Origin of the sequence: Streptomyces sp. NPDC058469, assembly GCF_042721125.1 — a bacterium.
Classification (GTDB): domain Bacteria; phylum Actinomycetota; class Actinomycetes; order Streptomycetales; family Streptomycetaceae; genus Streptomyces.
The window spans coordinates 1-26,869 of the sequence record NZ_JBHXME010000071.1 but is presented as its reverse complement, the minus strand read 5'-3'; the positions used below and the strand labels follow the sequence as shown (position 1 = coordinate 26,869).

At 69.2% G+C, this 26,869-nt stretch carries 20 protein-coding genes; 13 read left to right on the top strand and 7 right to left on the bottom strand.

The features are described 5' to 3' along the window. Positions 1-296: 296 nt before the first annotated feature. The 6 genes from ACFWP5_RS27565 (at position 297) to ACFWP5_RS27540 (ending at position 11,277) form a co-directional block, all read left to right on the top strand. Positions 297-3,410, top strand: a complete 3,114-nt coding sequence (locus ACFWP5_RS27565) for a carbohydrate-binding protein (RefSeq protein WP_384161969.1) — start codon at positions 297-299, stop codon at positions 3,408-3,410. Positions 3,411-3,660: 250 nt separating this feature from the next. Further along, a complete protein-coding gene (locus ACFWP5_RS27560) occupies positions 3,661-7,218 on the top strand; it encodes a choice-of-anchor D domain-containing protein (protein WP_384161966.1) in 3,558 nt (1,185 codons plus the stop codon). A 102-nt stretch (positions 7,219-7,320) separates the two neighbouring features. Continuing rightward, positions 7,321-9,294 (top strand): discoidin domain-containing protein, encoded by a 1,974-nt coding sequence (locus ACFWP5_RS27555; protein ID WP_384161962.1) that lies wholly within the window; start codon positions 7,321-7,323, stop codon positions 9,292-9,294. Between the two features lie 136 nt (positions 9,295-9,430). Then, on the top strand, positions 9,431-10,078 hold the full coding sequence (locus ACFWP5_RS27550) for a hypothetical protein (RefSeq protein WP_384161959.1): 648 nt from the start codon (positions 9,431-9,433) through the stop codon (positions 10,076-10,078). Between the two features lie 85 nt (positions 10,079-10,163). Then, entirely contained in the window at positions 10,164-10,580 is a 417-nt protein-coding gene (locus ACFWP5_RS27545; protein WP_384161956.1) for a DUF6153 family protein, read from the top strand. 73 nt (positions 10,581-10,653) lie between these two features. Beyond that, complete coding sequence (locus ACFWP5_RS27540; protein ID WP_384161953.1) at positions 10,654-11,277, top strand: DUF305 domain-containing protein; 624 nt, start codon at positions 10,654-10,656, stop codon at positions 11,275-11,277. Between the two features lie 53 nt (positions 11,278-11,330). On the opposite strand, the gene ACFWP5_RS27535 is transcribed toward ACFWP5_RS27540, so the two are convergent. Next, positions 11,331-12,458: a DUF5954 family protein gene (locus ACFWP5_RS27535; protein ID WP_384161950.1), complete on the bottom strand. Its 1,128-nt coding sequence runs from the start codon at positions 12,456-12,458 to the stop codon at positions 11,331-11,333. Between the two features lie 165 nt (positions 12,459-12,623). On the opposite strand from ACFWP5_RS27535, the gene ACFWP5_RS27530 reads away from it, so the two are divergent. Both ACFWP5_RS27530 and ACFWP5_RS27525 read left to right on the top strand, forming a co-directional pair. Next, the gene (locus ACFWP5_RS27530; RefSeq protein ID WP_384161948.1) at positions 12,624-13,286 is read left to right on the top strand and encodes an NUDIX domain-containing protein; all 663 of its coding nucleotides are present in this window, start codon (positions 12,624-12,626) and stop codon (positions 13,284-13,286) included. Between the two features lie 87 nt (positions 13,287-13,373). Then, a complete protein-coding gene (locus ACFWP5_RS27525) occupies positions 13,374-14,372 on the top strand; it encodes an aldo/keto reductase (protein ID WP_384161945.1) in 999 nt (332 codons plus the stop codon). Here ACFWP5_RS27525 and ACFWP5_RS27520 read toward each other — a convergent pair. The 6 genes from ACFWP5_RS27520 to iolC all read right to left on the bottom strand — a co-directional run bounded on the left by ACFWP5_RS27520 (position 14,362) and on the right by iolC (position 21,599). Next, a complete protein-coding gene (locus ACFWP5_RS27520) occupies positions 14,362-15,147 on the bottom strand; it encodes a GntR family transcriptional regulator (protein ID WP_384161942.1) in 786 nt (261 codons plus the stop codon). The two genes, ACFWP5_RS27525 and ACFWP5_RS27520, sit on opposite strands and share 11 nt — an antisense overlap. Before the next feature lie 32 nt (positions 15,148-15,179). Beyond that, complete coding sequence (locus ACFWP5_RS27515; RefSeq protein WP_384161939.1) at positions 15,180-16,673, bottom strand: CoA-acylating methylmalonate-semialdehyde dehydrogenase; 1,494 nt, start codon at positions 16,671-16,673, stop codon at positions 15,180-15,182. Positions 16,674-16,702: 29 nt separating this feature from the next. After that, complete coding sequence (iolD, locus tag ACFWP5_RS27510; protein WP_384161936.1) at positions 16,703-18,580, bottom strand: 3D-(3,5/4)-trihydroxycyclohexane-1,2-dione acylhydrolase (decyclizing); 1,878 nt, start codon at positions 18,578-18,580, stop codon at positions 16,703-16,705. Next, complete coding sequence (gene iolB / locus ACFWP5_RS27505; RefSeq protein WP_384161933.1) at positions 18,580-19,476, bottom strand: 5-deoxy-glucuronate isomerase; 897 nt, start codon at positions 19,474-19,476, stop codon at positions 18,580-18,582. The genes iolD and iolB overlap by 1 nt, the downstream gene beginning before the upstream one ends. Positions 19,477-19,490: 14 nt before the next feature. Continuing rightward, positions 19,491-20,369, bottom strand: coding sequence for a deoxyribose-phosphate aldolase (locus ACFWP5_RS27500; RefSeq protein WP_384161930.1), 879 nt, complete (start codon positions 20,367-20,369; stop codon positions 19,491-19,493). A 261-nt stretch (positions 20,370-20,630) separates the two neighbouring features. Continuing rightward, complete coding sequence (gene iolC / locus ACFWP5_RS27495) at positions 20,631-21,599, bottom strand: 5-dehydro-2-deoxygluconokinase (protein ID WP_384161927.1); 969 nt, start codon at positions 21,597-21,599, stop codon at positions 20,631-20,633. Between the two features lie 287 nt (positions 21,600-21,886). On the opposite strand from iolC, the gene ACFWP5_RS27490 reads away from it, so the two are divergent. The 5 genes from ACFWP5_RS27490 to ACFWP5_RS27470 are packed head-to-tail and all read left to right on the top strand — an operon-like array spanning position 21,887 to position 26,857. Next, a complete protein-coding gene (locus ACFWP5_RS27490; RefSeq protein ID WP_384161924.1) occupies positions 21,887-22,906 on the top strand; it encodes a sugar ABC transporter substrate-binding protein in 1,020 nt (339 codons plus the stop codon). After that, on the top strand, positions 22,906-23,982 hold the full coding sequence (locus ACFWP5_RS27485; protein ID WP_384161922.1) for an ABC transporter permease: 1,077 nt from the start codon (positions 22,906-22,908) through the stop codon (positions 23,980-23,982). Before ACFWP5_RS27490 ends, ACFWP5_RS27485 begins: the two co-directional genes overlap by 1 nt. Before the next feature lie 5 nt (positions 23,983-23,987). Then, a complete protein-coding gene (locus ACFWP5_RS27480) occupies positions 23,988-24,902 on the top strand; it encodes an ATP-binding cassette domain-containing protein (RefSeq protein WP_384161919.1) in 915 nt (304 codons plus the stop codon). 1 nt (position 24,903) lies between these two features. Further along, entirely contained in the window at positions 24,904-25,812 is a 909-nt protein-coding gene (locus ACFWP5_RS27475) for a sugar phosphate isomerase/epimerase family protein (protein ID WP_384161916.1), read from the top strand. A gap of 25 nt (positions 25,813-25,837) precedes the next feature. Continuing rightward, entirely contained in the window at positions 25,838-26,857 is a 1,020-nt protein-coding gene (locus tag ACFWP5_RS27470) for a Gfo/Idh/MocA family protein (RefSeq protein ID WP_384162029.1), read from the top strand. The last annotated feature ends 12 nt before the right edge of the window (positions 26,858-26,869 follow it).

Sequence of the window (26,869 nt, the reverse complement as noted above, 5' to 3'; positions counted from 1 at the left end):
GTCCGGTGGAAGCCTGAGCGCAAAGACTCCTGCCACCCTCAATCCCCTTTGGGGACCAGCGTCTCGGGGACCAAGCCGGCGAGCACGACGCGGTCCGTGTCCACGATCGACCAGCCTGGCGCGCCCGCCCCGCGATTGTCGGCCGTTCACGATACGTCCACTATTTGCAGAGTTCCGCAAGAAACTTACAGCTGCTTGCGTGATTCATTCTTTACTTCGTCGGAATCTAGCGGGGTGGATGGGGTCTCTGTACGGTCGGGGCGCCGGTCTCCCCCCACTCCGTGAAGGAGCCTCACATGCTGACGATCCTCAGACCCCGGCGACTGGCGGTGGCCGCCGTCGCCGCGGTCGGTGCGCTGTGCGTGTCCGTTTTACCGGCCGCCGCCACACAGCAGGCGCCGCCGATCAAGGTCGCAGCGAGCGCGGCGGCGAGCGCCGCGGCAGGTGCGACGACGCCGTTCTCCGTCTACGAGGCCGAGGGCGGAACGCCGGGCGGGGGCGCGGCCGTCCGGTCGCTGACCTCGGCGCCGACGACGCAGTACTCAAGCGCCGCGTTGGAGGCCTCGGGCCATTCCTATGTCCACCTGGATGGCACGGGCCAGTCGGTGCAGTGGACGAACACCACCGGGCAGCCGATCTCCTTCCTCAACGTCCGTGCCAGCATTCCGGATTCGGCGTCCGGCGGTGGTGAGACCGGCACGCTGAACCTGTACGTCAACGGCGTGTTCCGGCAGGCGCTGAACCTCAACTCCCGGCAGAGCTGGGTGTACGAGGGCAACGGCAACTACAACACGAGCGACGACCAGAACCCGGCCGACGGCGACCCGAGGGTCTTCTGGGACGAGTCGCACACCTTCGTCACCGGGTCCCCGATCCCGGCGGGCGCCACGTTCTCGCTGCGGAAGGACTCCGACAACAGCGCGTCCTTCTACGACGTGGACTCCCTCGACGTGGAGAACCCGCCGGCGCCGCTGACGCAGCCGGCGGACTCGATCTCGATCACGAGCTGCGGTGCGGTGGCGGACGACAATCCGACCAACGGCGCGGCCGACAGCCAGTCCGTGGACAGCCGGGCCGCCATCCAGAGCTGCGTCGACCAGGCCCAGTCGCAGGGCAGGACCCTGTGGATTCCGCAGGGCACCTTCTACGTGAAGGGCACCGCCGGACTGAACGCGCAGGGGATCACCATCGCGGGCGCGGGCCTCTGGTACAGCACGGTCTACCGTGACGTCCCGGTCCCCAACAGCACACCGCTGGCAGCCCTGTTCGACCTGACCTCGTGCACTGTGCGCAACTTCCACATCGACGCCAACGCCGTCAGCCGGAGCACCATCGGCGGGGACGGCGGCGCGATGGACACCACCGGCACCAACTGGCTGGCCGACGGCATCTGGACCCAGCACACCATGTCGGGCTTCTGGGCCTCCGGCACCGGCGGAACGGTGAAGAACAGCAGGCTGACGTCGATCTGGGCCGACGGGATCAACGTCAACAACGTGTCGCTGGGCGCGGACACCGGGAACGACCTGATGGTCACGAACAACTTCGTCCGCGGCACCGGGGACGACGCGATCGCCATCAACTCGGTGGCCTACAACACCAACAGCGACGGTTCCCAGACCCAGTACAAACCGATGAGCGATGTCACCGTCAGCGACAACACCTCGATCGCGCCGTGGGGCGGCAAGGGCATCGGGATCTACGGCGGCAGCGGCCACCAGGTCAAGGACAACTACATCAGCGACACCGCCCGCTACATCGGTCTGGGCGCCGGGCGCTTCGGTGTCAACGGCAGCGACCTGCTGTCCGCGACCGTGACCGGCAACACCGTGGTCCGCTCCGGCGGCAACGCCTACAGCCAGGGCCAGCCCGCCCTGCACATCGGCAACGGCGGCGACGGGCAGAACACCGGGACCGTCGACAAGGTCACGGTGACCGGCAACACCGTCACCGACTCCCTCTACGACGGGATCGCCTTCTCCACCTCGACCAACACCCTGCTGCAGGACAACACGGTCAGCGATCCCGGCCGCAACGGCATCGCGATCTCGCCGCCGTTCTACTCCGCGCCCACCGGCTCCGCGACGATAACCGGCAACACGGTCACGGGACTTGGCTCCGACACCTCGGCCTTCGTCAACAACTCCACCGGTTTCGTCGCGACGTTGAGTGACAACCACTGGCCGCCGGCCGCTCCCGAGGGCCCCTACGGAGGCACCCCCGCCGCCGTACCCGGCACGGTGCAGGCGGAGAACTACGACACCGGCGGCCAGGGCGTCGCCTACAACGTCACCTCTGTCAACGGCAACGCCAACTCCTACCGCGCCGACGGCGTGGACCTCGACAACACCTCGGACACAGGCGGCGGTTACAACCTGGGCTGGACCGGCGCCGGACAGTGGTTCCGCTACACCGTGGACGTCGCCACGGCCGGCACCTACACCCTCGACCTCCGCGTCGCGGCCCCGTCCGCGGTGACCGGCGCGCTGCACCTGTCGGACGACTCCGGCACGAACCTCACCGGAGCGGTCGACCTGCCCGCCACCGGCGACTGGCAGACCTGGGGCACCGCGACCGCCCACGTGACCCTGCCCGCCGGCCGGCAGATTCTGACGCTCGATCAGGACAGCGGCGGCTGGAACATCAACAACTTCAGCTTCGCCGCGGGGAGTAGCTCACCGTCGGCCACCCTGACCGCGTCTCCGGGATCACTCACCTTCGCCGACCAGGCGGTGAACACGACCAGTGCCGCGCAGAGCGTCACGGTCACCAACTCCGGTACCGCCACTGCGTCGTTGACCGGGGTCACCGCCGGGGGTGACTTCGCCCAGACCAACACCTGCGGTACCTCCCTGGCGGCCGGAGCGAACTGCACCGTCTCCGTCACCTTCGGACCCACCGCCTCCGGCACCCGCACCGGCACCCTCGCCCTGACCGGCAACCAGTCCAACAGCCCCACCACGGTGGCCCTTTCGGGCATCGGCACCGACACCGCCGGGACCGATCTCGCCGCCGGCAGGCCCACCGGCGAGTCCAGCCACACCGACGTGTACCCGTCGTCGAACGTGACGGACGGCAACCAGGGCTCCTACTGGGAGAGCGCCAACAACAGGTTCCCGCAGTGGGTCCAGGTCGACCTGGGCTCGGACCGGAGCGCCTCCCGCGTGGTCCTGCAACTCCCCGCGGGCTGGGGCGCCCGCACCCAGACCCTGACCCTCGCAGGCAGCACCGACAACGCCACCTTCACCGCCCTGAAGTCCTCGGCCGCCCACACCTTCGACCCGGGCACCAAGAACACCGTGACGCTCACCTTCCCCGCCGCCACCGAGCGCTACTTCCGCGTCACCATCACCGCCAACACCGGCTGGCCCGCGGGTCAGTTGTCCGAATTCCAGGTCTGGAACGCCTGACCCCGCCCTCCTCCTGACCCACCCTCCCCATGGTGCCGCCGGACAACCCGTCCGGCGGCACCATCGTGTGCGGACACCTGAGATCTTGCGGGATCCAATTTTGTTTGTTGCAAAGCTCTGTCCAGATATTGCGTGATCATGTCAACGATATTACGGTCCCCCATGCATCGTCATCAACCCCCCGTCTCCCCTCCCTCTCTGGCGGCACCAGCGCGACTGTTCCGGCATTTCATTACGTAAGGAGTGGCACGTGTTCCATTCCATCCGAGATCTGAGACGAGCCCTCGTCTGCGGGGTCAGCACCGTGATGCTGGCCGCCGTAGGCGTCTTCGCTCTGGCTGTTCCACCCGCTGCGGCGGCATCCACCGCCACCGGCGGCAGCGGCGCGAGCCTGCCGTACGTCGAGGTGCAGGCGGAGAACTCCGCCACCAACGGCTCGTCCATCGGCCCGAGTTACACCCAGGGCCAGTTGGCCGACGAGGCGTCGTACCGCAAGGCGACGACGCTGCAGGGCACCGGCCAGTACGTCACGTTCACCACGCCGGTGGCGACCAACTCGATCAACTTCCGGTACAGCATCCCCGACACCTCGGGCGGCTCGGTCTACACCGCCGCGCTGTCGCTGTACGTCAACGGCGTCAAGCAGCCCGACTTCACCCTGACCAACGCCTACAGCTGGTACTACGGCAGCTACCCCTTCACCAACACGCCGGGCAGCAACCCGCACCACTTCTTCGACGAGGCCCACCGCCTGTTCTCCACCACCTATCCGGCGGGAACGACCTTCAAGCTCCAGGTCGACGCGGGGGATACCGCCTCCTCGTACACGCTCGACTTCGCCGACTTCGAGCAGGTCGGCGCCGCCCTCACCGCACCCTCCGGGGCGGTGTCGGTGACCAGCAAGGGCGCCGACGCGACCGGCGTGGCCGACGCGACCAGCGCGTTCAACGCCGCGATCAGCTCGGCAGGACCCGGTGGCACCGTGTGGATCCCGCCGGGCACCTTCAACATCCCCGGCCACATCAGCGTCAACAACGTCACGATCGCCGGCGCCGGCATGTGGTACTCGACCGTCACCGGCACGGCCCCCGGCTTCTACGGCAACTCCGCGCCCAACGCGAGCACCGACGTGCGCCTGCAGAACTTCGCGATCTTCGGCAACGTGCAGGAACGCGACGACAGCGCCCAGGTCAACGGCATCGGCGGCGCGATGAGCAACTCGACCGTCTCCAGTGTGTGGATCGACCACATGAAGGTCGGCGCCTGGATGGACGGGCCGATGGACGGCCTGACATTCACCGGCATGCGCATCCGGGACACCACCGCCGACGGCATCAACTTCCACGGCGGCGTCACCAACTCGAAGGTGACCAACAGCGAGATCCGCAACACCGGCGACGACGGCATCGCCACCTGGGCGGACTCCGGTATCGGCGCCGACGCCAACGACACGATCTCCAACAACACCGTGTCACTGCAGATCCTCGCCAACGCCATCGCGATCTACGGCGGCCACGACAACACCGTCAGCGGCAACCGCGTGGTGGACACCGGCATCGCCCAGGGCGGCGGCATCCACGTGGGGCAGCGCTTCACGTCGACGCCGGTCGGCACCACCACGATCTCCGACAACACCATGGTCCGGGCCGGCAGCCTCGACCCCAACTGGCAGTTCGGCGTGGGTGCGTTGTGGTTCGACGGCAGCCAGGGCGCGATCACCGGCCCGATCAACGTGACCAACGCGCTGATCCAGCAGAGCCCCTACGAAGCCGTCCAGTGGGTCGAGGGCACCATCAGCGGGGTCAACCTCAACAACGTGACCATCGCGGGCACCGGAACCTTCGCCTTGCAGGAACAGACCGGCGGCGCCGCCAAGTTCACCAACGTCACGGCTACCGGCGTCGGTTACTCGTCCCCGGTGTACAACTGCTCGGGCGGCAACTTCGTCATCACCGACGGCGGCGGCAACTCCGGCATCAGCGGCACGCCGTACTGCGGCGGTTGGCCCGCTCCGGTCTTCCCGCCCTACCCGTCGGAGGGCGTCACGGCCACCCCCGGCGCGCTCAACTTCGGTTCGGTAGCGACCGGTTCGACGAGCACCGCACAGACCGTGACGGTCTCCAATCCGACCAACACCGCCGCGTCCGTCTCGGCGATCTCCACCAGCGGCGACTACGCCCAGACCAACACGTGCGGCTCGTCGATCGCGGCGAACGGCTCGTGCACCGTCAGCGTGAAGTTCACGCCGACGGCGACCGGCAGCCGTAACGGCGCGCTGACCGTCAACGCGGGCGGGACCACCAACACGGTCAGCCTCTCCGGTACCGGCACCGCGCCGGGGCCGGTGCTGAACACCGATCCGGCGAGTCTGTCCTTCGCCGCCACGGTGGTCGGCTCGTCGGCCACCGCGCAGACGGTGACGGTGACGAACTCGGGCACCGCGTCGGCGACCGTCTCGGCCGTCGCGGCGACCGGTGACTTCAGCCAGACCAACAACTGCACAACCCTCGCGGTCGGCGCGTCCTGCACGGTGAACGTCGGGTTCAAGCCCACGGCGGGCGGATCGCGCGCGGGCAACCTGACCGTCACCAGCAACGCCAACAACAGCCCGACCACCGTCTCCCTGACCGGCAGCGGCATCGACAGCACCACCAACATCGCCGCCGGGCGCCCGGCGGCGGCGAGTTCGAGCAGCAGTCCGTACGTCGCCTCGAACCTCACCGACACGGACGCGTCGACGTACTGGGAGGGCACGCTCGGTTCGTTCCCGCAGTGGGCCCAGGTCGACCTCGGCCAGAACTACAGCGTCGGCAAGGTCGTGCTCAAACTCCCGCCGGCGACTGCGTGGTCGGCTCGTACGCAGACTCTGTCGGTGCAGGGATCCATGGACGGTTCGAGCTTCTCGACGGTCAAGGCCTCGGCCGGGTACACCTTCGATCCGAGCACCGGCAACACGGTGACCATCACGTTCAGTGCCGCCACGGCGAGATACGTGCGGGTCAACATCACCGCCAACACGGGCTGGAACGCTGCCCAGTTGTCGGACTTCGAGGTGTTCCCGAGCGGCGGCGGCTCCTCGTCGGCGACCCTGGCGGCCGACCCGACGTCCTTGTCGTATCCCACCCAGGCGCTCAACACCGCCAGCGGTGCGAAGACGGTCACGGTGACCAACACCGGAACCGCCGCCGCGACCGTCTCCGGTATCACCGTCACGGGCGACTTCGCGCAGACCAACACCTGCGGGACGTCGATCGCGGCGAACGCCTCCTGCACGGTGAGCGTCACGTTCACACCCACCGCGTCCGGCACCCGCGCCGGTGATCTCAGCATCGCCAGCAACGCGTCGAACGGCACAACTACGGTCGCGCTGACCGGCGTTGGTGCCGGCACGGTGAGCAGGAACATGGCGGCCGGCGCGTCCACGACCGAGTCCAGCCACACCGACGTGTACGCGGCGTCGAACGTGACGGACGGCAACCAGGGCAGCTACTGGGAGAGCGCCAACAACGCCTTCCCGCAGTGGGTGCAGGTGGACCTCGGTTCCGCTCAGAGCGCCGGCCGGGTCGTCCTCCAACTCCCCGCAGGCTGGGGCGCCCGCAACCAGACGCTGTCCCTGTCGGGCAGCACCGACGGCTCCTCCTTCACCACCCTCAAGTCGTCGGCGACGTACACCTTCGACCCGACCACCAACAACACGGTCACCCTCACGTTCACCGCGACCACCCAGCGATACCTCCGGGTGAACATCACGGCGAACAACGGCTGGCCGGCCGGTCAGATCTCGGAGTTCCAGGTCTGGAACAGCTGATCCGAGCCGGTTGACCCGACCCGATGGTGTCGCCGGGCGCGAGCGCGTTCACGCCCGCGCCCGGAGGCACCGACCACCGAAGAGGAGTCCGGAGGAGTCCACATGGGTGTCACACGCAGAGTCTTCTTGAGGGCCGCGATCGCGGCCACCGCGGTGGGAACCACGGGAGCGGCCGAGACCGTGCTCGCCCCCACCGCGTCGGCGGCCGGCGCGCCGGGCGACGTCGTCGGCAAGATCACCGTCGGCTACCAGGGCTGGTTCGCCTGTACCGGCGACGGCGCGCCCATCAACGGCTGGTGGCACTGGACCCAGAACTGGAGCCAGCCGCCGTCCCCGACCAACACCGGCATCAGCTGCTGGCCCGATGTGCGGGAGTACACCAACACCTACCAGACGTCGTACGCCGCCCTGGGCAACGGCCAGCCCGCCAAGCTGTTCTCCTCCTACGACCAGCAGACGGTGAACACCCACTTCCTGTGGATGCAGCAGAACAACATCGACACGGCAGCCCTGCAACGCTTCAACCCCACCGGCGGCGAGGGCCCCACCCGCGACGCCATGGCGACCAAGGTGCGCAGCGCCGCCGAGTCGTACGGCCGGAAGTTCTACATCATGTACGACGTCTCCAACTGGACGAACATGCAGTCCGAGATCAAGACGGACTGGACGAACAAGATGTCCGCGCACACCGTGTCCTCGGCGTACGCGAAGCAGAACGGCAAGCCGGTCGTCTGCGTCTGGGGCTTCGGCTTCAACGACCCCAACCACCCCTTCACCGCCGACGCCTGCCTCGACGTCGTCAACTGGTTCAAGGGACAGGGCTGTTACGTCATCGGCGGCGTCCCGCGCGAATGGCGGACCGGCACCGGGGGCTCACAGCCCGGTTACCTGGGTGTCTACCACGCCTTCAACATGATCTCGCCGTGGATGGTCGGCGCCATCGGCAACGTGACCGAGGCCGACAACGCCTACACCACCTACACCGTCCCCGACCAGGCCGACTGCAACGCCAACGGCATCGACTTCCAGCCCTGCGTCCTGCCCGGCGACGTCTCCGGCCGGCAGCGCGCGCACGGCGACTTCATGTGGCGGCAGTTCTACAACATGGTGCGGGCCGGGGTGCAGGGCATCTACATCTCCATGTTCGACGAGTACAACGAGGGCAACCAGATCGCCAAGACCGCCGAGACCCAGGCGTGGGTGCCCACCAACTCCGGGTTCCTCGCCCTCGACGAGGACGGCACCGCCTGCTCCTCCGACTACTACCTGCGCCTCACCGGTGACGGCGGCCGCATGCTCAAGGGCCAGCTCGCGCTGACCCCGACTCGCCCCACCCAGCCGGTAGTTCCGACCAGTGGTGACACCGCACCGCCCGCCGCGCCGGGTGCCCTGACCGTCACCGGGCACACCAGCGACTCCGTCTCGCTGACCTGGAACACGTCGACCGACAACGTCGGCGTGAGCGGCTACCGAGTCCTGCGGGTGTCCGGCTCGACCAGTACACAGGTGGGTACGACCAGTTCAACCTCCTTCACCGTCACCGGACTTGGCGCGTCCACCGGGTACACCTTCGACATCGTCGCCTACGACGCGGCGGGCAACGTGTCGCAGCCCTCCAACCAGGTCACCGTCACCACCGACGCCCCGTCCAGCACCACCAACTTGGCGCTCCACCGCCCCACTTCGGAGAGCAGCCACACCCAGTCGTACGCCTCGGGCAACGCGACCGACGGTGACACGAACACCTACTGGGAGTCCGCCAACAACGCCTTCCCGCAGTGGCTCCAGGTCGATCTGGGCGCCGCGACCGGCGTCAAGCGGATCGTCCTGAAACTTCCCCCGGCCACCGCCTGGGCCACCCGTACCCAGACGATCTCCGTCCAGGGCGGCACGGACGCCGGCACCTCCACCCAGCTCCTCGCCCAGGCGGGCTACACCTTCGACCCGGCGACCGGCAACACCGCGACCCTCACGCTGCCCTCCACGGTCACCACCCGCTACGTACGACTCAACATCACCGCGAACAATGGCTGGCCGGCCGCGCAGGTCTCGGAGTTCCAGGTCTTCGGCGCCTGACTCCTTTACATCCGATGGATGGGGGGTGTCGTCAGGCCCACCCCCGATCCGGTCCTCAGGCCCAGGGACCGTGAGTGCCGTCGGCGGCAGGATTCATGACGTACCGAATCCACCACACGGAACTCCGGGGGACCCCATGAACGAAATGTCGGCCAGGCGTCTGGCGGGCGGTGCGGGCATCGCCGCCGCCGTCGCTCTCATCGTCGAAGTGCCCCTGTACTTCGTCTACTCGGGCCCGCCGCCGGACGCCAACGTGCTGGCGCGGCTGCTGATCGGGATCGTCGCGCTGGCGTTCCTGCTCGTGTTCGTGACCGCGTTCCGCGAACTGGTGAAACGCGTGAACCCGGACTACGAGTGGGCCGGTTCGATGGCCTTCACGGCGGGGCTGGTCTACACGACGATCACGCTGGTCTCCAGCGGACTGGAGGCCGGCGCGGTCATCGCCGCCGACCATCCGATCGACCCGACGATCGACGTCAGCGGCACCTACATCCTCTACGGGTCGATCTCCCGGCTGATGCTGGCGTTCTTCCTGACCGCGCTGGGCTTCGCCGTCTCCCGCACGCAACTGCTGCCGCGCTGGACCGCCAGGTCGGCCTATGTCCTGGCCGGGATCAACCTGGCCTTCGTGCCGTCCCTGTTCTTCGGGAACACTCCCGCGCATTTCTACGCGGCGAACGGCTGGGGCACCACCGCCCTGATGGGCGCGATCCTCAGCTACTGGTTGCTGGCCCTGGGCATCTCCACCTACCGCAGCGCGAGGGCACCCGCGTTGCAACCCTGACAAATGCCCTGACAGCCGCACTGGCAGCCGTAACGACAGGGGTGTCCGGTGCGGGCCCGATACCCAGGGTGGGTATGGTGGCGTCATGGCCCGTCCCGAGCAGCCCGTAGGACCGCACCGTCGCGTGCGGTCCTACGGGCTGCTCGTTGCCGTCCTGCTGTTCGGCCTGCTCGGGATGCACGGCCTCGGGCCCGTTCCCATGGCCGACTCCGCGCATGGGCATGCCGGGATGGCGACGACGGTGGCGACGGGCGAGAAGGCGTCGATGCCGGACGCCTGTGATCACGGCTCGGGCGACTGCGGCGGCAGCCACATGGCGCACGCCGACGCGACCTGCGCCTCCGCGTCCGTCGCCGGTGCCCCGGCCGTGATTCCGGTGCTGCAACCCGATGTGGCGGCCTGCGCCGAGGTACCGGACGGGCGTACGTCCGGGACGGGCAGTGGTCCCGACGGGGGCCGGGCCCCGCCCTCGCTCGCCGAACTCCAACTCCTGCGGATCTAGAGCAACCTGCGCGACACGTCACCGTGCGCGCATCGGCATGCCCTGAACGGATCCACACACCAGGAGTTCCACCATGACCGCACAGCGCAGGTTCGTCCGTCGTACCGTTCTCGCCGTCACCGCCTCGGTGGCCGCCCTCACGCTCGCCGCGTGCGGCAACGACGGCGGCGGCAAGGCGAGCAGCGGGACCGCGACCGCCACCGCGACCGGCGGCCACAACGCCGCGGACGTCTCCTTCTCGAAGGAGATGATCCAGCACCACCGCCAGGCCGTGGAGATGGCCGGACTGGCCGCCGGCCACGCCTCCTCGGCGCAGGTCAAGAGCCTCGCCACGAAGATCAAGGGCGCCCAGGCCCCGGAGATCAAGACCATGTCCGGCTGGCTCACCTCGTGGGGCGAGCAGGTTCCCCAGGACATGTCCGGCATGGACTCCGGCATGGGTCACGACATGTCGTCGTCCGCCACGCCCGGCATGATGAGCGACGCCGACATGGGCAAACTGGAGAAGGCCTCCGGCGCCGACTTCGACACCATGTTCCTCACCATGATGGTCGAGCACCACGAGGGTGCCATCGACATGGCCAAGACCGAGAAGGCGGACGGCAGTTACACCCCCGCCACCACTCTCGCGGCCGACGTGATCACGGCTCAGAGCGCCGAGATCAAGCAGATGAACAAGATGCTTGGCAAGAGCTGACGGCACCGTCCAAGAGGTGGGTGGGGCCGATCGGCCCCACCCACCGCGTCAACTCAGGCCTCCTCCGCGGCCTCGCGCCGTCGCCGCTGCTCCTCGAACAGCCGGAGGAACTCCTTCGCCTGTTCCTCCGCCACGCGGCGCTGCTCGGTCTCCTCCTCGTTCAGTACCCGGTACTCGTCGAACACGCCCTCCTCGCGGAGCTGCTCCTCCTGGACGGCGGTGGGGAGTTCGGGGTCGGGGTCGGAGGGGCGCGGGCTCTCGGGACCGTCGGGGCCGACGCGGACGAGGCGTTCTACGCGCACGATCCGCGTCCGGCATCCGTCGATCACGATCTCGTCGCAGCGCTCGTCGTCGATCCGGTCGGCCAGCCGCCCGTACTCGGCCCGGGTCTCGTCGTCGAGCTTCTCCATGACCGGCGCCATCACCCGCAGATAGGTGGTGAGCGTGTCCCGCGACCCCTGCGGGCTCGCGTTCGTCATCTGCCTCGGCGCCCAGTGGCCGTCCGAGAACTCGGCCGCGGTGAACTCGGCGGGCAGCAGCACACCCCCGGGATGCGTCTCCACGGCGCGCAACGAGTCCTTCCGTACGGCGGAGGGAGCCGTGCCCGGGGCCTGGACCAGCGACAGCAGCTCCATCCGCAGGATGCCCTCGGACATGCCCGTCGGGGTGAACGGGTCGATCACGAATCCCTTGGTACGGCCGCGGTATTCGTGACCGTGCCCGACCTTCGCCGGATCGGGGTCCGACGGCCGGGGCGGCTCCGGTCCCGTCGGGCCCATCCGGATGAACTGGTCCCCCCGCACGATCCGGAACCGGCGGCCGAGCACCGTGAGTTCGTTCAGGGCCTCCCAGTCCAGCCGCTCCGCGTTCCGCTGCCACTCCTGCTGTGCCGCCGTGTCGCCCGCGTCACCGGCGTCCCGCGCCCGTTCGCGGAAGGTCATGGCCAGGGTGTCGCGGGAGCCCTGCGGGTAGGAGCTGGAGAAGAGGGAGATGATCTGCCAGCCACCGGTCTCCAGTTCCTCGGCCACACCGAACACCGGGCCACCACCGCCGAGGACGTTCGGATAGGCCTTGCGGGCCTGCCACGCCTCCACGTCCGCGAGGGCCGCCGCCGGGGCGTCCGGCAGGGCCTCCATCCTGATCATCCGGTATCCGGGAACCTGATCACCGTGCTCAGACATGCTTCCAGCATGCCCGGACCCCGGGACGGTACGCGACGAATCAACGCAACCGGCACACCAGTTGGGCTCGTGGGGCACAGGTTCCGGCCAGGCGTCTCGCGCTCCGGGGTGATAGACGTCGGACATGACCAACTCGATCGCCCCCTCCCGTCCGGCCGGTGTCCGATGACCGCGGGCGCCGACACCCCCGACCGCCGGGGCCGCACCGGCCTGGACCGCACCGGCCTCGACCTGACCGGCAACCCCCGCGTCAAGGTCCGCGACGTGACCCTGCTGTCCAGCCACTGGTACGTCGAGCGGACCACGACCTTCGACTTCCGGCACGCCGACGGCACCTGGACCACCCAGGAACGCGAGACCCACGACCGCGGCAACGGCGCGACCCTGCTCCTCTACGACGCCGAGCGCGAAACGGTCCTGCTCACCCGCCAGTTCCGCTTCCCCGTGTACGTCAACGGCCACCCCGACGGCATGCTCGTCGAGACACCGGGAGGACTCCTCGACGACGAGGACGAGCACCCGGAGGAGGCTGTTCGGCGCGAGGTGGTGGAGGAGACCGGGCACACCGTGGGGGAGGTGGAGCACGTCTTCGACGTCTACATGAGTCCGGGGTCGGTCACCGAACGCATCGGTTTCTACGCCGCCTCCTACGGCCCCTCGACCCGCACGCACGAGGGCGGGGGACTCCAGGAGGAGGGCGAGGACATCGAGATCCTCGAACTGCCCTTCCGCAGAGCCCTGGAGATGATCCGCACCGGCGAGATCGCCGACGCCAAGACGATCATGCTGCTCCAATGGGCGGCGCTGGACGGGCCGTTCGCCAAGTAGCCGCCTGGGGCCTTGACTTGAAGTGCGCTTCAAGAGGAAGACTCCCGTTCGCGCCCGGAGTACCGGGTGCGAACGGGAGGGACCACCATGAAGTACCGCACGATAGGCACCGATCCGGCGCACCGCCGTGAGGTGAGCGTGCTCGCGCTCGGCGCGATGCTGTTCGGCTCCCGCACCGACGAGGAGACCTCCTTCGCCGTACTCGACCGCTATGTCGAGGCCGGGGGGAACTTCATCGACACGTCGGACAACTACGCCTTCTGGACCGACGGGAGCCAGGGCGGCCAGAGCGAGAAACTGCTCGGACGGTGGCGGCGCAGCCGCGGCATCGGCGACGAGATCGTGATCGCCACCAAGCTCGGCGCCCGCCCCCTGGCACCCGGCACCGGGTTCGCCGACAACCCGGAGGGCCTGTCCGCGAAGGTCATCCGCGAGTCGGCCGAGCGCAGCCGCGAACGCCTCGGCGTCGACAAACTCGACCTGCTGTACGCGCACATCGAGGACCGGAGCGTTCCGCTACAGGAAACCGTAGAAGGGTTCGCCGAGTTGGTCGCCGAGGGCACCGTCGGTCTCCTGGGCGTCAGCAACCACGCCGCCTGGCGCGTGGAACGGGCCCGCGCGCTCGCCGCCGCGGCCGGCCTGCCCGGCTACGAGATCCTCCAGTACCAGCACAGCTATCTGCGCCCCCGGACGGACGTGCCGTCGGACCTCTTCCCCGACGGCAGCCTCGGCAGCGCCGGCCCGGACCTGCTCGGTTACCTGCGTGCCGAGCCCGCCCTCACCCTGGTCGCCTACTCACCTCTGCTGGCGGGCGCCTACACACGCGAGGACAAACCCCTGCCCGCCGACTACGACCACCCGGGCACCCCCGCCCGCCTCGCCGCGCTGCGGGAGGTGGCGAAGGAGACCGGGGCGAGTGTCAACCAGGTCGTCCTGGCCTGGCAGTTGGGCGGTCCGCTGCCGATCGTCCCGCTCGCGGGCGCGTCGTCGGTCGCCCAGTTGGAGGAGAACCTCGCGGCCGTGGACCTGGAACTGACGGCGGAGCAGCGGGAGTTCCTGGACTCCGCCGGGACGGTCAGGGCCTGACCAGCAACTGGAAGTCGAACGCGTACCGCGACGCCCGGTAGATGTGCGTGCCGTACTCGACCGCCCGCCCCGTGTCGTCGTAGGCCGTGCGCTGCATCGTGAGCAGTGCCGCGCCCTCCTTCTCGTCGAGGCGGGTGGCCTCCGCCGGGGTGGCCGAGCGGGCGCCTATCGTCTGGCGGGCGCTGTGCAGGGTGATGCCGGCGGTGCGCAGCATCCGGTACAGGCCCGTCGACTCCAGCCGGGCGGTGTCGAGTTGGAGCAGGTTCGACGGGAGGTAGTTGCACAGGAACGCCACCGGCTGGCCGTGCGTGGAGCGCAGCCGTTCCAGGAGGGTGACCTCGCTGCCCTCCGGGACACCGAGGGCGGCCGCGACATCCGCGGTCGCGGGCACACCCTCGTTGCGCAGGACCTCTGTGGTCGGGCCCTGCCCCGCCGACTCCAGGTCGTCGTAGAGACTGCTGAGTTCCAGCGGCCTCTTGACCTGGCTGTGCACCACCTGCGTGCCGACCCCGCGCCGCCGGACCAACAGTCCCTTGTCGACAAGGGACTGGATGGCCTGGCGGACGGTGGGGCGGGACAGTCCGAGGCGTACGGACAGGTCGATCTCGTTGCCCAGGAGGTTGCCCGGAGCGAGGGTCCCGTGCTCGATCGCCGCCTCCAGCTGCTGTGCGAGCTGGTAGTACAGCGGCACCGGACTGTTGCGGTCCAGCGCGAAATGCAGGGCATCGAGCGGGGACCCGTTCGCGGCACGCGAGTAGCCACCGGTCTTCGCCACAGGGGCACCTCCTCACGGATCGTGACGGATTGTCAGGAGTTGCTGGGGAAACCGAGGTTGATGCCACCGTCGGCCGGGTCCGGCCAGCGGGTGGTGATCACCTTGCCCTGCGTGTAGAAGGCGACGCCGTCGTTGCCGTAGACGTGGAGGTCCCCGAAGAGGGAGTCCTTCCAGCCGCCGAAGGAGTGGTAGCCGACGGGCACCGGGATCGGCACGTTCACGCCGACCATGCCTGCCTTGACCTCCATCTGGAAGCGGCGGGCGGCGCCGCCGTCCCGGGTGAAGATCGCGGTGCCGTTGCCCCAACGGGAGCTGTTGATCAGGGTGATGGCCTCGTCGTAGGACTCGGCGCGGACGACGACCAGGACCGGGCCGAAGATCTCGTCCTTGTACGCGTCCGCGGTCAGCGGCACCTTGTCGAGGAGGGAGACGCCGAGGAAGAAGCCGTCCTCGTGGCCGTCGACCGAGAAGCCGGTGCCGTCCACGACGACCTCGGCGCCCTGCTCGGCGGCCGACGCGACGTACGAGGCGACCTTGTCGCGGTGCTCGCGGGTGATGAGCGGGCCCATCTCGCTCGCCGGGTCGTTGCCGGGGCCGATGCGCAGGTTGCCGGCGCGCTCGGCGATCTTGGCGACCAGCTCGTCACCGGTGTCGCCGACCGCGACCACGACCGAGACGGCCATGCAGCGCTCGCCGGCCGAGCCGTAGGCCGCGTTGATCGCCTGGTCGGCGGCGAAGTCCAGGTCGGCGTCGGGCAGGACGAGCATGTGGTTCTTGGCGCCGCCGAGGGCCTGTACGCGCTTGCCGTGCTCGACTGCCTTGAGCTGGATGTACTTCGCGATCGGCGTCGAGCCGACGAAGGAGACGGCCTCGATGTCCGGGTGCTCCAGGATGCGGTCGACGGCGACCTTGTCGCCCTGCACGACGTTCAGCACGCCCTGGGGCAGGCCCGCCTCGGAGGCGAGTTCGGCCAGGCGGTAGGACGCCGACGGGTCCTTCTCGCTCGGCTTCAGGATGAAGGTGTTGCCGGTCGCGATGGCCAGCGGGAACATCCACATCGGCACCATGGCCGGGAAGTTGAACGGCGTGATGCCGGCAACCACGCCCAGCGGCTGGCGGATTGAGGCGACATCGACGCGGGTCGAGACCTGCGTCGACAGTTCGCCCTTCAGCTGCACGCTGATCCCGCAGGCGAGTTCGACGATCTCCATGCCGCGCGCGACCTCGCCGAGCGCGTCCGAGTGCACCTTGCCGTGCTCGGCGGTGATCAGCTCGGCGATCTCGTCGCGGTGCGCGTCCAGCAGCTCGCGGTACTTGAACAGGATCGCCGTGCGCTTGGCGAGGGAGGCGGTGCCCCAGCTCTCGAACGCGGCCTTCGCGGAGGCGACGGCGATGTCCACCTCGTCGACGGTCGCGAAGCCGACCTGCTTCTCCTGCGCGCCGGTCGCCGGGTTGTACACGGGACCGAATCGGCCCGAGGTGCTCTCGACGGGCTTGCCGTCGATCCAGTGGGTGATGGTCTTCATGGTGCAAGGGCCTTTCAGGGGAGGGGAGTTCAGAGGTGGCGGCGGCGGTCGACGACCTGGCGGTCGTACTCCTCGCGGGCCTGTACGGCGGATTGCCGTGAGGCGGTCTCGGCGACCGGTACGTCCCACCAGGCCTCGGCCGGGGGAGCGGTCGGGGTGGCGATGTCGGTCTCGACGTAGACGCAGGTCGGACGGTCGGAGGCGCGGGCCGTGGCCAGCGCCTCGCGCAGTTCGCGGACCGTCTTGGCGCGCAGGACGTCCATGCCGAGGCTGGCCGCGTTGGCGGCGAGGTCGACCGGGAGCGGGGCGCCGGAGAAGGTGCCGTCGGCCGCGCGGTAGCGGTAGGCGGTGCCGAAGCGCTCGCCGCCGACCTGCTCGGAGAGGCCGCCGATGGAGGCGTAGCCGTGGTTCTGGATCAGGACCAGGTTGACCGGGAGGCCTTCCTGGACGGCGGTGACGATCTCGGTCGGCATCATCAGGTACGTGCCGTCACCGACCAGCGACCACACGGGGGTGTCGGGGGCCGCCTGCTGGACGCCGATGCCGGCCGGGATCTCGTAGCCCATGCAGGAGTAGCCGTATTCGAGGTGGTACTGGCGCGGGCTGCGCGCCCGCCACAGCTTGTGCAGGTCGCCGGGGAGCGAGCCGGCCGCGTTGATCACCACGTCGTCGTCGCCGACGACCGCGTCGAGGGCGCCGAGGAGTTGGGTCTGGGTCGGTACGGCGTTCTCGTCGGGGGCGGTGAACGCGGTGTCAACAACCTGCTCCCACCGCTCCTTGCCCGCGCGGTACTCGGCCTCGTAAACCGAGTTCACACGGTGATCGGCGAGTGCCTCGGTCAACGCGGTGAGCCCGGCCCTCGCGTCGCACACCAGGGTGCGCGCCGCCAGCTTGTGGGCGTCGAACGCGGTGATGTTGAGGTTGACGAAGCGGACGTCCGGGTTCTGGAAGAGCGTGTGGGAGGCCGTCGTGAAGTCCGTGTAGCGGGTGCCGACACCGATCACCAGGTCGGCGGTGCGCGCGATGTCGTCGCTGACCGCGGTGCCGGTGTGGCCGATGCCGCCCAGGTCGGCCGGGTGGTCGTAGCGGAGCGAGCCCTTGCCCGCCTGGGTGGAGGCGACCGGGATGCCGGTGGCGTCCACCAGCGCCTTCAGCGCCTCCTCGGCGCGGCTGTGGTGGATGCCGCCGCCCGCGACGATCACCGGGCGCTCGGCGGCCCGGATCGCCGCGACCGCCTCCGCCAGCTCGAACGGATCGGCCGCGGGACGCCGTACGTGCCACACGCGGTCGGCGAAGAACTCCTCCGGCCAGTCGTACGCCTCGGCCTGAACGTCCTGCGGCAGCGCGAGAGTCACCGCTCCGGTCTCCACCGGGTCGGCGAGCACGCGCATCGCGTTCAGCGCGGCCGGGATCAGGGCCTCGGGGCGCATGACGCGGTCGAAGTAGCGGGAGACCGGGCGCAGGGTGTCGTTGACCGAGAGATCGGCCTCGACCGGGTGCTCCAGCTGCTGGAGCAGCGGGTCGGCGGCGCGCGTCGCGAAGTAGTCGCCGGGCAGGAGAAGGACCGGCAGCCGGTTGACCGTGGCCAGCGCGGCACCCGTGACCAGGTTGGTGGCGCCCGGTCCGATGGACGTCGTGACGGCCTGCGCGGAGAGCCGGTCGAGCTGACGGGCGTAACCGACCGCCGCGTGCACCATGGCCTGTTCGTTGCGGCCCTGGTGGAACGGCATCGTGTCCTCGCCCGCCTCAAGCAGCGCCTGGCCGAGGCCCGCGACGTTGCCGTGGCCGAAGATGCCCCAGGTGCCGGCGATCAGCCGGTGCCGTACGCCGTCGCGCTCGGTGTACTGGACCGACAGGAACTGCACCAGGGCCTGGGCGACGGTCAGGCGGCGGGTGGGGGTGCTCATCAGGACTTCTCCGGTGCCGTGTAGAGGGGGAGGCGGGGGTCGACGGGCTGCTCGGGCCACGTGCCGCGGACCCAGGCGTGATCGGGGTGGTCGCAGATCAGCCAGGAGCGGTCGTCCTCGGGACCCGCCATGACGTTCAGGTAGTACATGTGGTGACCGGGCACCGCCATCGAGGGCCCGTGCCAGCCGTCCGGGATCAACACGACGTCTCCGCCCCGCACTTCGGCCAGGACGTCCGTGTTGCGGCCCTGCCCGGACGGGGAGACACGCTGGTAGCCGAGACCCGGGGTGCCCTCGTGGTCGGCGAACTCGAAGTAGTAGACCTCTTCGAGGACGGACTCCTCGCCGGGCCGGTGCTCGTCGTGCTTGTGCGGCGGGAACGACGACCAGTTGCCGCCGGGCGTGATCACCTCGACCGCGATGAGCTTGTCGCACTCGAAGACGCCGGCCGCGCCGAAGTTGTTGACCTGCCGCGAGCTGTTGCCGGTGCCGCGCAGCTCCACCGGCACCGACGAGGCCGGGCCGTAGCGGGCGGGCAGGCGGCGGCTGCAGCGGGCGCCGTTGAGGGCGAAACGGCCGCCGCCGTTGGACGAGATCGTCGTACGGGAGTCCCGGGGGACGTACGCGAAGTCGCTGACGGAGGTGAACACGCTCTCGCGGCCGTCGAGTTCGAAGGTGTCGTGGCCGAAGTCGTCGGACGCGGAGACCGTGCAGGCGCCGCTCAGCGGGAGCACGATCCACTCGCTGTCGTCGGTGTCGAAGGTGTGCGTGCCGCCCGGCGGCAGCTCCAGGACCCGCAGGCTGGAGTAGCCCCACGCGGCGGACTCGGGCGTGACGTCCACGACGTAGGGGCCGCCGAGGGCCTTGCCCGCGGGAAGGTGATAAGCGCTCGTCATCGTGTGCCTCCGGTTCACAACAGACCTACAGCCGTGTCCACCGCCGTCTCCACGCTGCCCACGGCGGGGTACAGCAGGGAGCGGCCGACGACCAGGCCCTGGACGGTGGGCAGGCGCAGGGCCTTGCGCCACTTCTCGTACGCGCCGTCCTGGTCGTCCCCGACCTCGCCGCCGAGCAGGACGGTGGGCAGTGTCGAGGTCTCCAGGACCTCGGCCATGTCGTCCGGGTCGTCGGTGACGGGCAGTTTCAGCCAGGTGTAGGCGGAGGTGCCGCCCAGGCCCGAGGAGATCGCGATCGAGCGGGTCACGGCCTCCGCGGACAGGTCGTTGCGGACCTTGCCGTCGACCCGGCGGGAGATGAACGGCTCGACGAACAGGGGGAGTTGGCGGGCGGCCATGTCGTCTATCGCCCGCGCGGTGGCCTCCAGGGTGGTCAGCGAGCCCGGGTCGTCGTAGTCGATGCGGAGCAGCAGCTTGCCCGCGTCGAAGCGGAGGCGGGCGATGTCCTCGGCGCGGTGGCCGGTGAACCGGTCGTCCATCTCGAAGGCGGCACCGGACAGGCCGCCGCGGTTCATCGAGCCCATCACGACCTTGCCGTCGAGGACCCCGAGCAGGAGCAGGTCCTCAAGTATGTCGGCGGTGGCGAGCACCCCGTCGACACCGGGCCGGGACAGCGCGACGCACAGGCGTTCCAGCAGGTCGCCGCGGTTCGCCATGGCCGTGCGGCGGTCGCCGACGCCCAGGGCACCGCGGGCCGGGTGGTCGGCGGCCACGATCATCAGACGGCCGCTGTCGCCCAGCAGCGGGCGGCGCACCCGGCGCGCGGCCGCCTCGGCGACGGCCTCCGGATGCCGGGCTCTGACCGTGACCAGGTCGGGAATGCTGATGCTCAAGAGAAGCTCCGTTCAGGGGTGGCCAGTGACCCGGCAGGCAACGTCTGCCCGTCAAGGAGCGGCGTCCGGTGCGTGCCCTGGGGGTCCGCCGGCCGGAGGCTGGGGGAGTGCCGGCCGGAAGTCCTCGTACTGGACGTACTTGGGCTTTCGGCCGGTGCGGCGAGTGGGGGCACCTCCCAGGCCCTTGAGGCACTGGGGGAGCGTGCCGGGCGTCGCGACGGGGCGAACGTCGCGTGTCGGGGCACTGGATCGGCCACGTGCTCAGTCGCCCACTCGCGCGCCGGCGAGGAGGCCCTCGACCTCGGACTCGGTGGGCATCGCGGTGGAGCAGGCGAGGCGGGAGGCGACGAGGGCGCCTGCCGCGTTGGCGTACCGCATGGTTCTCTCCAGGTCCCAGCCGGCCAGCAGCCCGTGGCACAGCGAGCCGCCGAAGGCGTCGCCCGCGCCGAGGCCGTTGAGCACCTCGACCGGCACCGGGGGCACCTCGGCGGTCGTGCCGTCGCGGTGCACGGCCAGGACGCCCTTGGGGCCCTGCTTGACGACGGCCAGCTCCACGCCCGCGTCCAGCAGCGCCTGGGCGCAGGCGCGCGGCTCGCGGACGCCGGTGGCGATCTCGCACTCGTCGAGGTTGCCCACCGCGACCGTCGCGTGCCGCAGCGCCTCGGCGTAGTACGGGCGGGCCTCCTCCGGGTCCTTCCAGAACATCGGGCGCCAGTCGAGGTCGAAGACCGTGGTGCCCGCCTTGTCGCGCGCCTTGAGGGCGGCGAGCGTGGCGGAGCGGCTCGGCTCCTCGCTCAGACCGGTGCCGGTGATCCAGAAGACGCGGGCCTGGCGGATCGCGAAGTAGTCCAGCTCGTCGGTGCGGATCTCCAGGTCCGGCGCCTTGGGCTGCCGGTAGAAGTACAGCGGGAAGTCGTCCGGCGGGAAGATCTCGCAGAACGTGACCGGGGTCGGGTAGTCCGCGACGGGAGTGACCCAGCGGTCGTCGACCCCGAAGTCCTTGAGTGCCTCGTGCAGATACGTTCCGAAGGGGTCGTCGCCGGTGCGGGTGATCACCGCGGTGCTGCGGCCGAGCCGGGCGGCCGCCACGGCCACATTGCTCGCCGAACCTCCGAGGAACTTGCCGAACGTCTCCACACGGGCCAGTGGTACGCCAGACTGCAACGGGTAGAGATCGACCCCGATGCGGCCCATGGTGATGAGATCGAAGGACTGGGCTGACTCGGCCATGCGCGACACTCCTCTGAGCTGCTGGGGGTGGGCGGGTCCATGGGCCTGCCGCCTCCCAGGTGTAGGTCTCGGAGGGCCTCCCTGTCAATAGTTTGTACTTACATTCGGACCTGCTCGTGAAATGATGTCTTAACAAAGTATTGACAGCGGACGCGCCCAGGGATTTGATTCCGTCCCAGCGCAACAGCCGTGTTTCGCGGCAAACGACCCGGGGTCGACAGGCCCCGAGCCCGGATTTCTGCGATCATGACTCCCTTTCCCCAGAAGCACAGTGAGGTGCAGGAAAGATGGACCGTTCCACTTACTCCCGCTCGCGCAGAATGGCCCCCTTCGTGGCGGTGGCCGCGGCAGCGGCCCTGACCCTCGCAGGCTGCTCCAGCAGCTCGGGCGGAAAGAAGTCCACGGAGGACAGCTCCGGCGCTTCCGCGGGCAAGGCCAGCACTCCCCGGATGACGGTCGCCCTGGTCACGCACCAGGCGCCCGGCGACACGTTCTGGGACATCGTCCGCAAGGGCGCCCAGGCCGCCGCCGACAAGGACAACGTCAAGCTCATCTACTCGGCCGACCCGAACGCGGGCAACCAGTCGAACCTGGTGCAGAACGCGATCGACCAGAAGGTCGACGGCATCGCCGTCACCCTCGCCAAGCCCGACGCCCTGAAGGACGTCATCGGCAAGGCGAAGACCGCGAACATACCCGTGGTCGGCCTCAACTCCGGTCTCAGCGACTGGAAGAGGCTCGGACTGCTGGAGTTCTTCGGCCAGGACGAGACGGTGGCCGGCGAGGCGCTCGGCAAGCGGCTGAACACGGAGGGCGCCAAGAAGGCCGTCTGTGTCATCCAGGAGCAGGGCAACATCGGTCTGACCCAGCGCTGCGCCGGCGTGAAGAAGACGTTCACCGGCACCACCGAGGTGCTGAACGTCAACGGCACGGACATGCCGTCGGTGAAGTCGACGATCACCGCCAAGCTCACGCAGGACAAGGCCATCGACTACGTCGTCACACTGGGCGCCCCGTTCGCCATGACGGCCGTGCAGTCGCTGTCCGACGCGGGCAGCAAGGCGAAGGTCGCCACCTTCGACCTGAACAGCACCCTGACGGGCGCCATCAAGAAGGGCACCGTCCAGTTCGCGGTGGACCAGCAGCCGTACCTGCAGGGCTACTTGGCGGTCGACTCGCTGTGGCTCTACAAGAACAACGGCAACTACAGCGGCGGTGGTGAGCAGCCCGTACTGACCGGCCCGGCCTTCGTCGACAAGACCAACGTCGACGCCGTCGCGAAGTACGCCGCCAACGGAACCCGGTGATGAGTATGACCCAGCACGCCGAGCCGGCGGTGACCTCACCGCCGGCCCCCGGCCCGAAGGAAACCGACGGCCGGACCTCTGAACGGCCCCTGGCGCTACGGCTGTTGGCGCGTCCCGAGGTGGGTGTCTTCCTCGGCGCGGCCGCGGTGTACGTGTTCTTCCTGATCGCCGCTCCGCCCGTGCGGGACGGCGCCTCGATGGCGAACATCCTCTACAGCTCGTCGACGATCGGGATCATGGCGCTGCCGGTGGCCCTGCTGATGATCGGCGGCGAGTTCGACCTCTCCGCCGGTGTCGCGGTGATCACCTCGGCGCTGACCGCGAGCATGCTCAGCTACCAACTCACCATGAACGTGTGGGTCGGTGTGATCGTCGCGCTGCTGGTGTCGCTGGGGATCGGTTTCCTCAACGGGTGGATGGTCGTCAAGACCGGGCTGCCAAGCTTCCTGGTCACGCTGGGCAGCTTCCTGATCCTCCAGGGCGTCAACCTCGCGGTGACGAAACTGGTCACCGGGAACGTGGCGACCGACGACATCAGCAACATGGACGGCTTCGACCAGGCCAAGAAGGTCTTCGCGACGTCCTTCGACGTCGGCGGCGTCAACATCAAGATCACCATCGTCTACTGGCTGGTGTTCGCGGCGATCGCCACCTGGGTGCTGCTGCGCACGAAGTACGGCAACTGGATCTTCGCGGTCGGCGGCAACAAGGACTCCGCGCGGGCCGTCGGCGTGCCCGTCGCGTTCACCAAGATCTCCCTGTTCATGCTGGTCGGCTTCGGTGCCTGGTTCATCGGCATGCACCAGCTGTTCACCTTCAACACCGTGCAGTCCGGCGAAGGCGTCGGTCAGGAGCTGATCTACATCTCCGCGGCCGTCATCGGCGGCTGCCTGCTGACCGGCGGCGCCGGCTCGGCGATCGGCCCGGTCTTCGGCGCGTTCATGTTCGGCATGGTGCAGCAGGGCATCGTCTACGCCGGCTGGAACCCCGACTGGTTCAAGGCGTTCCTCGGCGTGATGCTGCTGGGCGCCGTCCTCATCAATCTGTGGGTCCAGCGGACCGCTTCCCGGAGGTGACCTTCATGGCAAGCAATGAATCCGGCACCCACGGCGCCGTCCTCGAAGACAGTGTGCCGAGGGACGCGGACGCACCGATCGTCCAGCTGCGCAACGCGGGCAAGGCGTACGGCAACGTCCGTGCCCTGCACGGTGTCGACCTCGCGGTCCGCCCGGGCCAGGTCACCTGTGTGCTGGGTGACAACGGCGCGGGCAAGTCGACCCTGATCAAGATCATCTCCGGGCTGCACCAGCACACCGAGGGCGAGTTCCTCGTAGACGGGGAGCCGGTGCACTTCACGACTCCGCGGCAGGCGCTCGACCGCGGCATCGCCACGGTCTACCAGGACCTGGCCGTCGTGCCGCTGATGCCGGTGTGGCGCAACTTCTTCCTCGGCTCGGAGATGACCAAGGGCCCCTGGCCGGTGCGCCGTCTCGACATCGAGCGGATGAAGAAGACCGCGGACGAAGAGCTGCGCAACATGGGCATCGTCCTGGACAACCTGGACCAGCCCATCGGCACCCTCTCCGGCGGCCAGCGCCAGTGTGTGGCGATCGCCCGCGCCGTCTACTTCGGCGCCCGCGTCCTGATCCTGGACGAGCCGACCGCCGCGCTGGGTGTCAAGCAGTCCGGTGTCGTCCTCAAGTACGTGGCCGCGGCCCGCGAGCGCGGTCTCGGGGTCATCTTCATCACGCACAACCCGCACCACGCCTACATGGTCGGCGACCACTTCAGCGTGCTGCGGCTGGGCACGATGGAACTGTCGGCCGAGCGCAGCGAGATCACTCTCGAAGAGCTCACCAACCACATGGCCGGCGGTACCGAACTCGCCGCGCTCAAGCACGAGTTGTCCCAGGTGCGCGGCGTCGACGTCGAAGAGCTCCCCGACGCGAAGTCCCTCAAGGCGCCGGTGGCCGCGTCTCCCGAAGGGACCGCCTGACATGTCGGACCGTCCCTTCCTGGACCGCATCCGGGTCGGCTCCGCCCCCGACTCGTGGGGCGTGTGGTTCCCGGACGAACCCCAACAGGTGCCGTGGCAACGGTTCCTGGACGAGGTCGCGCAGGCCGGGTACTCCTGGATCGAACTGGGCCCGTACGGCTATCTGCCGACCGACCCGGCCCGGCTCACGGACGAGATCGCCCAACGTGACCTGAAGGTCTCCGCGGGCACGGTCTTCACCGGCCTGCACCGGGGCCCCTCCGTCTGGGACGCCACGTGGGAGCACGTCAGTCAGGTCGCCGCGCTCACCCAGGCGATGGGCGCGCGGCACCTGGTCGTCATCCCCTCCTTCTGGCGGGACGACAAGACCGCCGAGATCCTGGAGCCGCCGGAGCTGACCGGCGAGCAGTGGGCGCACCTCACCAAGGGCATGGAGCGGCTCGGGCACGAGGTCAAGGAGGCGTACGGGCTCGACATCGTCGTCCACCCGCACGCCGACACCCACCTCGACACCGAGGACCACGTCGAGCACTTCCTCGACTCGACCGACTCCGAACTGGTCAACCTCTGCCTGGACACCGGGCATTACGCCTACTGCGGCGGCGACAGCGTCAAGCTGATCGAGGCGTACGGCGAACGCATCGGCTATCTGCACCTCAAGCAGGTCGACCCGGAGATCCTCGCCGACGTCGTCAAGAACGAGGTGCCGTTCGGACCGGCCGTGGCGCGCGGGGTGATGTGCGAACCACCGTCCGGCGTACCGGAGTTGGAGCCGGTGCTGATCGCGGCGCAGCGCCTCGGCGTGGAGTTGTTCGCGATCGTCGAGCAGGACATGTACCCGTGCGAGCCGGACAAGCCCCTGCCCATCGCGGAGCGCACGCGCAAGTTCCTCCGTTCCTGCGGTGCCTGACGATCCGAAAGGACGGCTGATGGCCATGAACCCGCGCGACCCGCTCGGAGTGGCAGTCGTCGGAACCGGAAAAATGGGGGCCGACCACGTCCGCAGGATCCAGGACGTGGTCAACGGGGCCCGGGTGACCGCCGTCGTGGACGTCGACGCCGAGCGCGCCAAACGGATCGCGTCCGGTGTCGACGGCTGCACCGCGTACACCGACCCGGCCGCCGCGATGGCGGCGGCCGACGTCGACGCGGTCCTGATCGCCTCACCGGGCCCGGCCCACGAGGCCGCCCTGCTGACGGCCTTCGAGCACGACCTCCCGGTCCTGTGCGAGAAGCCCCTCACTCCGGACGCGGCCTCGGCGCTACGCGTGCTGGAGGCGGAGCAGAGACTCGGCCACCGCCGGGTCCAGGTGGGCTTCATGCGGCGCTACGACGCCGAGTACATGAAGCTCAAGGCCCTGCTGGGGACGGGGCAGTTGGGCAGACCGCTCATGCTCCACAACCGGCACCGCAACGCGGCCAGTCCGCCCGGCTTCACCAGCTCCATGCTCATCAGCGACTCCGTGGCGCACGAGACCGACGCGACCCGCTGGCTGCTCGGCCACGAGATCACGGCCGTCCAGGTACTGCGCCCGCGCCCCTCGGCGAGCGCCCCGGACGACCTCCAGGACCCGCAGTTCGTCGTCTTCGAGACCGACGGCGGCGCGATCGTCGACGTCGAGATGTTCGTCAACTGCGGCTTCGGCTACCAGGTCCAGGCCGAGATCGTCTGCGAACGCGGGACCGCCCGCATCGGCGACGGCCACGCCATGGTCACCAACATGGCCGGCCGCTGGGGCGGCACCATCGCCCAGGACTACGTCGAACGCTTCGCCGACGCCTACGACCGCGAGATCCAGACCTGGATCGACGCCACCCGCCGCGGCGAGGTCACCGGCCCGAGCGTCTGGGACGGGTACGCGGCGGCGGCCGTGTGCGAGGCGGGGGTGCGGGCGTTGGAGGATGGGGTGCGGGTGGAAGTGGAGTTGGTGGAGCGGCCTGAGTTCTACCGGTGACCACTTCGAGGG